Here is an 8,773-nt window from a genome sequence, read left to right as displayed (position 1 = left end):
ATGGAATTCCAGTTGGGGGATAGCGTCAGGGGTATGCTGGCGATTAGGGCGGAAACGAATATTCAGGCGGGTTTTAAATATTATCTGGTAGAAGGATATTTTAAAGCCGGTGCAGATATTGAAGCGGAAGGGTGTTTTGAACTGGATAAGCAGGATAACGGGTTATATCTGGTATTTTTTCATGAGGGGATCGTTGCCAGTTATTATGTGGAGTATGGGTTAGGAACTGCTCCATCTAGAAATGAAGAAGCTGTTTTTAATCATAAAAGCAAAATAGATACAAAGAAAAAATGGGAGGTATATCCAAAACTGCCAAAAGAAAAGTCGACATACAAACTGAGGTTATCGCAATGAGTAAAGTTATTTTGTTTTTTGTGGCCTTATTTTCGCTATCAGCTTATGGTAAAAATACGATGGACAAAGTTAAATATATTACTTACTTAGAAACAAATAATGTACTTTGCAGACTTAAAGTCAATGGGATCTACACTTTGAGTAATTTTGGATCAATTAGTGGTACTATATCGGCTGGGTATAATGTTGCAGTGATATTGCAAAACGGTAAAAATGTTATCAGCCTTGATATGGGACCGCTAAGTGCTAGGGATGATAAATATATTTATAAAGAAAAAGATGCGAAATGTAAGGTTAGATTAGTAAGGGTAACTCCTTATGAGTCTAATGAAGTGACTAATATTATTACCAGCGTGGTAGATAAGAATAGTACATTAGAACCTGATAGTACGCAGTCCGTTAATTTTAATATTGATACTGCACAATCCAGTAGAATTACGACAAAGGAATATCTTGGTGAGTTTTATTATCATACGGAACGGACGGTCACATTGAGTGATTTACCTGTTTGGGCTTGGACGACAGCTACTCCATTGCCGGAGACAGCAACAAGTATTGAACTGGTTAAAAAAGCCTATGAAGATATTTGGCAAATCATGAAAAATAAAGATTTGGTGGCTTTACAATCGGCAGCTAAATTAATGTTATATGAGCATGCGCAAGCTAATGATAGTACAGAACAGAATTATTTTGATTCTTATGACTTTAAGGAAGATTTTGATAACGGTTATCAGGCGGTAACGATAGACTGGAGTAAATATAAACTGGTGCGCTATATGGATGGACGACTATTCCGGTTTGAAGTTGAAAATAGCAATAATTCACCATTATTGATGGAGGATAAAAATAATAGTGAAAATGGATTCACATTCAGCCCCTATTTTTCTTTAATCAATGGAAAAGTGGTGATTTCAAGATAACTATGATTTCTTTTAGATAACTCAGTATTAACCGTTTCTGGCAGTTAATACTGAGAAGTAAGGAAAAACTATGCTCTCAGTGAACATGAAAAGCGCCGTATGCGATTGTAAAATCCCGGACCCTTGCATTCACAAATTAACCTTAAAAATTGGAAAACGGGTTTTTATTTATAACCAGATTGAACCGATAGGGGATATTTGGGTGGTTGATGAAACCGACGGCATCCCTGTGATGATTTCCCTGGTGGGGAAACGGTGTATATCTGACAATCCACAATGCCCGAAAGCGATTTTTTATAGCCCGGATAATCCGGTGTTTCAGTTTCATGAATGGGCTAAAAACCCGATAAACGGTCCAGGCAGCGAGGATAAAATCCGTTTTTCCAGCCACACCTTACCAGAAGATCCGATAGAAAATTATTGAGCATTAAATTCCCTATTCCAGTGGGTGCTGTTGCACCCCCCATTTTCACCAAAATGTGATCTGTGACAGGTACGTCACAACAGTAACGCTTAACAACAATCCCGCTAAATAAATTAAAAATATTTATAAATAATCATTTCTAACTAATTGACAGAATAAAATCCTTTGGTTTTTTAATGAGCTATACCATTAATTTTAATCGATACTCACGATGGAAATTAATATATTTGATAGTTTTTAACGATCTATGGAGACTGGGGTGCCGGGTGATTATTCATTGGCCGCGGCCCTTGCCAAAGTGGTAGATAAACCTAACTGGATCGGCGCGTTTCGTTTGTCTGATGGGCATTATGCATTAGTCGCGGTACATCAGGGCGCAATCATGGCTGGGCGTGACTTGATCGGACCCCGCGCAGAGATCGAAGCGAAGTTGCGTGATACGGTCCAGTTGGTAGAGGGAGCTAACGGGGTATGGAATGCGATTTATGCACCGAAAGAGTTTGAATCGTTGTGGCCGGAGATGCCGTTGGTACAGTTGTTGCCGAAATCCGCATTGAAAAAATCTGTCGGTCAGCTGGAAAGTTTAACGGGTGAAATGTCGAAGTATCAAATTAAGCTCTTTGGCATGACCACGGGTTTGGTGTTTTTGCTGGTCGGCGGCTGGTGGGGGTGGCACATCTATGAGCAGAATACGGTATTGATCATCCCGGATTTACCCAATGAAGTGGAAATTCCACCGCCGCATCCGTGGTTTGTACAACCACGAATGGAATGGCAGTTCTCTGCATGGAAGAGAGCCTTAGCCAGGGTTCCCTTATTCCTTGCTGGTTGGCAGGTTGAATCCATTCTCCTGGATACGGATACGGTTTCCGTGAGCTACCAGCGTCATGAAGGGATGCCGATCAATATTTTTCAGGTTGCTGCTATCAATATATTCCGGTCTGACCCTGTGATTTCCAATGGGGGAGAGCAGGCACAGGTATTAATACCGTTCAATCAGCAGAGTGAGGATCTGCCGGAAGGCGACGACGACGCATTGCCATCGTCAGATCAGGCGCTGATTGGGTTAATGTCTTATTTCCAGGCATTGGGTTTGCCGCCTCCGGTTTTAACTGAAAGCGCTTCTGTTCTGCCACCCCCTCCTCCTGCGGTAGAAGGAGAGACTCATGTGTGGGCTAACCCTGACTGGCAGACTTATAGCTGGACGCTCTCTTCTCAATTACCGCCAGATGCTTTGTTTTCAGGTAAGCCACTCCCTGGATTGAGGGTCACCAGTGCCAGAATTGTATTATCTGATGGTTTTCCTCAGTGGGAGCTTAGTGGAGTTTTCTATGCAAAAAATTAGTCAGTTTATGATCCGTGTCTTTGTGGTGTCGGTATTTTCCCTGGCATATGCACAAACATCACCTGCTGAGATCTCGACGGTTCAGGCAAAACCCGTTGTGCAGAAACCGGCATTGCCGGCAGCAACGACTGACAGTGTTGCTGAACAATTGGCAAAGTTACAGACCGAGGTGATGTTACTTAAAGCTGAGACGGCTAGAGCAAATGCGCAGGCTGAACTCGATAAAATTTCCAGCGTCGTGAATAAAAGCGGTGTGGCTAATAATGATCTGCCTTTAGTTAAGTCAATCTTTGGGCGCAACAGTGCTCTGATTGCCACGCTGCGGTTTCGTTCGGGAGGCATTATGGATGTGAAAGCCGGTGATCGGTTGCCGAATGGTTACCAAGTGATCCGCATTAATAACGGAGTGGTCACTTTTACCAAACAGGGGCGATTTTATGATGTGGGACTGACTGCGACGAATGATGCATCGTTATTGGATAGTCTGGATTTAATGGTTGCACCGCCGTTGCCGTTAAGTCGTTAATTGCTGATAGGTGGAAATTCCTATGGTAATAACAAGTTCCGATCTGCTGTGTATGGGTACCGGTAGCGGGAAAACGACGCTGACGAATACTATTTTGCATGAGATTAGTCTGCAATGCCCGAGTGACCGTATCGTGGCGATTGAAGATACGATGGAATTGCAGCTTAACAATGCTAATCGTGCACTGTTACAAACCAGTAAGGATGTGGATATGCGCCGCTTACTGCGGACGACGATGCGTTTGCGTCCGGACCGCATCGTGGTAGGTGAAATTCGCGGTGGTGAAGCCTATACATTGCTCAAGAGTTGGAACTCCGGGCACCCTGGAGGTGTAACAACAATACATGCCAACTCATCTGAGGAGGGGCTGCAAAAACTTTCGCATTACATTTATGAAGATGAAGCCGCGCAGAGTTTCACGCCTGAGACGATCGGTTGGATGATCGCCAAGAGTGTGAATCTGGTGATAGTGATAGAAAAGATAGTGGCGGAACCGGGACGAGTGGTGACGGAAATTTGTGAAGTTTCTGGGTTTATGAATGATCGTTACAACATGAATGTCTTGTGCTTGCAGAGTAATGGTCATTGTGAATTCAAGCCACGTATTTGAGGTTGGATTTGATGTTACAGATTTCTCAAAGCACAGTTTTAAATAAAAAGTTTTTACTTTTTAAAAAGAGATTTGTTTTACGGATTAATGGGTTAATAGTTTTTTGTTTTGTCTTCATTTAAATGGCTATTTTAGCGTAATAAATGGTATGTGCATTTAGTTAATTTCATTTACCCATGTCTATTTAAATGATGTTTAAACAGTTCGGTAAATTAATTTAATAACACTTTATTTCATCAACAAGCGTAAAATTCTCGCGGATTAATCAACCAGAAAGGTTATAATGATTAAATGGGTATTTAAGCGTTAACTGAATGCGAAAATAGATTGGAAGAATAACGATATGAGTTGATTTTATCGTTAAATCACATTTAAGGCATTATTTAAATAAAACCGTAAAAAACAATGTTATTGGACGGATTAAAATAGTGTAAAATAATTTTAATTGGGCGTACTTAATGTATTTTGTGAATGATTATTTAACTGGCTTATGAAAAAATTTATCCCCAGTTGAAAACGTTATTAAAATCGGTTCCTTTTGGAAAGTAGATTGTCTGATTAACCGATTCATATTCTTTTTTGTACTTTTATATTTGGTATAAATAACTTTCCAAAATAGTGCTACACCTTACATAACATATAACTCTATGTATAACAATTGGTTGAAGAAAACCACGTGTAGCGGAATTATGAAACCTTATTTATAAGCGTTAATAAAGCCAATTATTTTTTTCATTTTCACTGATGGATTTATGATGGGCAGGTTTTAAATTGTTATTAAAATAAATTTTTTAACCGCTGATTTTAATTTGTATAATAAGGTCTTAGTCATTGTTTTTACTGATTTTAATACTTTTTTTATTAAATTTAATCATTGTGGTATATTATGTTTTACGTTTAATTAATGTTGATTATAGATACTATTTTATGTTTTTTCTGACAATACTCTTTTTCTTGTTGATTTATTTTTAACTTTATTTTAATGGTTAATTGACTTCGATTAAATTTAATTAACGTTATTTTAAAAATTTGTACTTACATAGTTAAATCCGTCTTTTATATAAAAGCTTTAATATCTCTATTTTTGTGCTTTTAAATAGTTATGGCCGGTTAGGTAAATGTAAAATAAGCAAAGGATAACATCGTTGATGAATACATTAAACATAATAGGGAATAAGCCGTTTTAGTTACTCTTTACCTTTTCAAAATCTGGCATTAATGGATACCTGTTTTTTTATCCTCAGATAACTAATCACCGAAAAGAAAATAGTTTGCCGAACAACCAAAAAGGGAAAAAATCCCAGCTTTTTTACGGCTGGGATCTTGATTTAACCGATACAGCGACTAAGAGCGAGCCTCAGCCCCACACCGATCTCAGTAGTCGAATTCTCCACAGACAAAATGATTTTATCACTTCCACCACGTCCTGTACCTCCCCAGGCCTCCAGTTTTTCATGACGAGAAGGTGAAATAGTAATATAGCCATTAACACAATGGATAGAACAATGTTTCATATCTTTGAATAAAGCCTTTTTGGTTTTATACCCATATTTTTCCATCAGCATGGCTACCCATGCAGCGTACTGCTCTTTATCTTTTTCAAGATCAAAAAAAGCACCTCGCTCTTCGAGAGAAGTTAATGTCCGACTATTTTCATATTACCCTTGCCCCATTGAATACCGGTTTCTGCGGCGCTGACAGTCGCTGTTGCCGAGTTGCGCTCTATATACAACGCTTCTTTTTCCATCAAGCCAGTTACGGCATGGGTATCAGGTTTAGCATTGCTCAACAGGGGTTTTGAGGCATCACTCAATTCTCCTGCCAGATTTTTCGCACCTTCTTTAGTGTTACCTAATACTTTTACGGCTCCGGTCGCTAAAACGCCTGTTCCAACAGCCGCTTCTGGCGCAATAGTATCCGCAACAAAAATGCCCACGTTATTCAGGCACAGAGCTGGATTGTTTTACAGCCTTCAAGCGCGATACGCCCTGCAGCGGCCATTTCAGCCGATCCGGCCACCAGTATATAACCGCCATAAGCCAGTGCATAGCCGCCGGCGGCCACTGCGGTCACAGTTATCGCGGCATCCTGTCGCGCAATAACGCGTTCTGCCGCCGATTTATCCCCTTTCTCTGCCGCCAGGATATCTTTTTGATTATCAACCGATAACTGATGCAGCATATGTTCCGTCATGTTGTTACAGTAGACAAGTTCTGCACTGTTAGCCGCACTGTAGGCGCCTTCCGGTGTATGACTTATCAGGGCGCCTGACAACGCCCCGATAAATTTAGCCGTCTGAGCCTTGGCTTCATTACCCGTCAGCGCTTCCTGAAGCTGATGAATTTGCCGCTCGGCTTCATTTTTGTACGACGGTTCAAATAGCCGGCTTTCCATTGTAATTGCCGCCAGTTCTGCGGCCAACGCACCCACAGCCGCCCCTTTGGCATCATCGCCCCCCATTTCCGCCGCCAGGGCAGAGACCACTGCATGGCTGGGGCTTTACCGGACACATCCAGAATTATCCCGTTATCATAAACAGCGAGGCAGGGCTAAATAGTAGTAAAAACATGCCATCATTCCTCAGTTCGGGGGCATGTTTAATCTTCTGGCCATGTTAATCCGTTCTTGAACTTTTGATACCAATATTTTCGTGAATAAATATCATCACGATCAAAATGATAAACAAACTCTTTTAAACGATCACTCAAATTAAATTCATATTTATATAAAGTTGTAGCCAATTTTTTTTGAATATCATATAGATGATTAAAAATATCTTGGCTATCCTCAAATGATCTTCCTTTAATCTCCAATATTAACTCTGAACACTCAACTTCATATTTCATTAATAACTGTCGGATAGAAGAAGACAAATCTCGATATCGAGTTAATTCATCCTCTAAAATAGACCAAATTTCCATAACTATTCCTTATGTTGATCTTATAGGTTGAATATGACCTATTTGTCCTGTTGTTGGATTATAAATCATTTCTAATCCTCCAGCTTCATATTTAAAATATCCAGGAGCTCCCCTTGGATCAGGAATCACTTTAGGATTACTATTTAATATCTCTTTAGCTTGTATAAATGGAGCTGGTCTTCCTTGCTGCCAAAGACGATCATAATAACTTTGACTTATCTTCATACCGTCAACAGAGTAGAATCCATTTTCAAGTACAATAGGCTTTCCATTAACGGATTGGTTAATGGAATACAACTTCTCATTTTCAATCAAGCGAGTTACAGCATGGGTATCAGGTTTAGCATTGCTTAACAGCGGCTTTGAGACATGACTCAATTCTCCTGCCAGATTTTTCGCACTTTCTTTGGTGTTACCTAATACTTTTACGGCCCCGGTCGCTAAAACGCCCGTTCCCACTGCCGCTTCTGGCGCAATGGCATCCGCAACAAAAATGCCCACGTTATTCAGGCACAGCGCCGGATTCGTCTTACACCCTTCAAGCGCAACACGCCCTGCAGCGGCCATTTCAGCCGATCCGGCCACCAGTATATAACCGCCATAAGCCAGTGCATATCCGCCGGCGGCCACTGCGGTCACGGTTATCGCGGCATCCCGTCGCGCAATAACGCGTTCTGCCGCCGATTTATCCCCTTTCTCTGCCGCCAGGATATCTTTTTGATTATCAACCGATAACTGATGCAGCATATGTTCCGTCATGTTGTTACGGTAGACAAGTTCTGCACTGTTAGCCGCACTGTAGGCACCTTCCTGTGTATGACTTATCAGGGTGCCTGACAACGCCCCGATAAATTTGGCCGTCTGAGCCTTGGCTTCATTACCCGTCAGCGCTTCCTGAAGTTTATGAATTTGCCGCTCGGCTTCATTTTTGTACGATGGTTCAAATAGCCGGCTTTCCATTGTGATTGCGGCTAATTCAGCCGCCAGCGCCCCTACTGCCGCCCCTTTGGCATCCCCGCCCGCAATTTCCGCCGCCAGGGCAGACACTGCCGCATGGCTAATTGCTTTACCGGGCACCCCCAAAATTTCCCCGTTATCCCCAATCAGCCCGGCCCCTTCCGCGTTAATCTGGCTACCGATATTGCTCAACAACGCGGTTTGCAGATTGTCCGTCAAGCTGCCGCCATGAATAGCGGTGCCCAATGTTGCACTCACGACGGATTGCGCTGCCACACGCTGGGCCACCTGACTCCAATTATTCTGACTCAATAAAGGCAGCTGTGCTTTTAGGGGATCGACCACGGTTTTTCCTTCGACCAGTTTTCCCCACCCCATCGTGTGGTCTAATCCCCCTAATGCCCCACCCACGGTGATTTGTGTCACGAGAGATTTGACTGAATCGCGCTGCGCTAAGGTTGACAGTGTCTGGGTGAGATTGCCTTTGTTTTCAATTAAGGCCACCGCCGCCTGCGAGGCTAGCCCGATCATTCCGCCATACGCCGCCCCATAAACCGCGCTCGCTGTAGCCCCGGTGGCACCGGTCGCCCCCACCGCGCCGCTTCCCGCCCAGGCCGCCAGGCCAGAGCCCGCAGTGACCGCCGCGACCGCAATCGCAATCACAGCACCCGCGACCGGGTTTAAGCGGGTGCTTTTTTGGTCCCAACGGCTGTAAG

The 8,773-nt window shown here is 42.5% G+C and carries 9 protein-coding genes and 2 pseudogenes; 6 read left to right on the top strand and 5 right to left on the bottom strand.

Annotation, left to right across the window (positions count from 1 at the left end; all coding sequences use genetic code 11):
- The 6 genes and pseudogenes from ACGF7G_RS21165 to ACGF7G_RS21140 form a co-directional block, all read left to right on the top strand.
- A pseudogene (locus ACGF7G_RS21165) lies at window positions 1-354 on the top strand (hypothetical protein); the annotation flags it as partial.
- Window positions 351-1,274 (top strand): hypothetical protein, encoded by a 924-nt coding sequence (locus ACGF7G_RS21160; protein ID WP_387468177.1) that lies wholly within the window; start codon window positions 351-353, stop codon window positions 1,272-1,274. The pseudogene ACGF7G_RS21165 and the gene ACGF7G_RS21160, both read left to right, overlap by 4 nt.
- Window positions 1,275-1,476: 202 nt before the next feature.
- Window positions 1,477-1,698, top strand: a complete 222-nt coding sequence (locus ACGF7G_RS21155; protein ID WP_387468175.1) for a hypothetical protein — start codon at window positions 1,477-1,479, stop codon at window positions 1,696-1,698.
- A gap of 259 nt (window positions 1,699-1,957) precedes the next feature.
- Window positions 1,958-3,043: a type 4b pilus protein PilO2 gene (gene pilO2, locus ACGF7G_RS21150; RefSeq protein ID WP_387468173.1), complete on the top strand. Its 1,086-nt coding sequence runs from the start codon at window positions 1,958-1,960 to the stop codon at window positions 3,041-3,043.
- Entirely contained in the window at window positions 3,030-3,569 is a 540-nt protein-coding gene (gene pilP / locus ACGF7G_RS21145) for a type IV pilus biogenesis protein PilP (protein WP_387468171.1), read from the top strand. Before pilO2 ends, pilP begins: the two co-directional genes overlap by 14 nt.
- Window positions 3,570-3,591: 22 nt before the next feature.
- Complete coding sequence (locus ACGF7G_RS21140; RefSeq protein WP_387468169.1) at window positions 3,592-4,179, top strand: ATPase, T2SS/T4P/T4SS family; 588 nt, start codon at window positions 3,592-3,594, stop codon at window positions 4,177-4,179.
- Between the two features lie 1,328 nt (window positions 4,180-5,507).
- Here the strand turns inward: ACGF7G_RS21140 and ACGF7G_RS21135 are convergent.
- From ACGF7G_RS21135 to ACGF7G_RS21115, 5 genes and pseudogenes are all read right to left on the bottom strand, one after another.
- Window positions 5,508-5,831: pseudogene (locus tag ACGF7G_RS21135) on the bottom strand (contact-dependent growth inhibition system immunity protein); the annotation flags it as partial.
- Window positions 5,816-6,115, bottom strand: coding sequence for a hypothetical protein (locus tag ACGF7G_RS21130; RefSeq protein ID WP_387468168.1), 300 nt, complete (start codon window positions 6,113-6,115; stop codon window positions 5,816-5,818). The pseudogene ACGF7G_RS21135 and the gene ACGF7G_RS21130, both read right to left, overlap by 16 nt.
- Before the next feature lie 5 nt (window positions 6,116-6,120).
- Window positions 6,121-6,639, bottom strand: coding sequence for a hypothetical protein (locus tag ACGF7G_RS21125; protein ID WP_387468166.1), 519 nt, complete (start codon window positions 6,637-6,639; stop codon window positions 6,121-6,123).
- Window positions 6,640-6,776: 137 nt separating this feature from the next.
- Window positions 6,777-7,100 (bottom strand): hypothetical protein, encoded by a 324-nt coding sequence (locus ACGF7G_RS21120; RefSeq protein WP_387468164.1) that lies wholly within the window; start codon window positions 7,098-7,100, stop codon window positions 6,777-6,779.
- A gap of 9 nt (window positions 7,101-7,109) precedes the next feature.
- Window positions 7,110-8,773 (bottom strand): DUF637 domain-containing protein (locus ACGF7G_RS21115; RefSeq protein WP_387468163.1); only part of this gene is annotated, 1,664 nt, incomplete at its 5' end.

Source organism: Photorhabdus sp. RM323S (assembly GCF_042879375.1).
GTDB lineage: Bacteria > Pseudomonadota > Gammaproteobacteria > Enterobacterales > Enterobacteriaceae > Photorhabdus > Photorhabdus tasmaniensis.
Note: the sequence above shows the minus strand (reverse complement) of the source record. Positions and strands in the feature narration are given on the sequence as shown.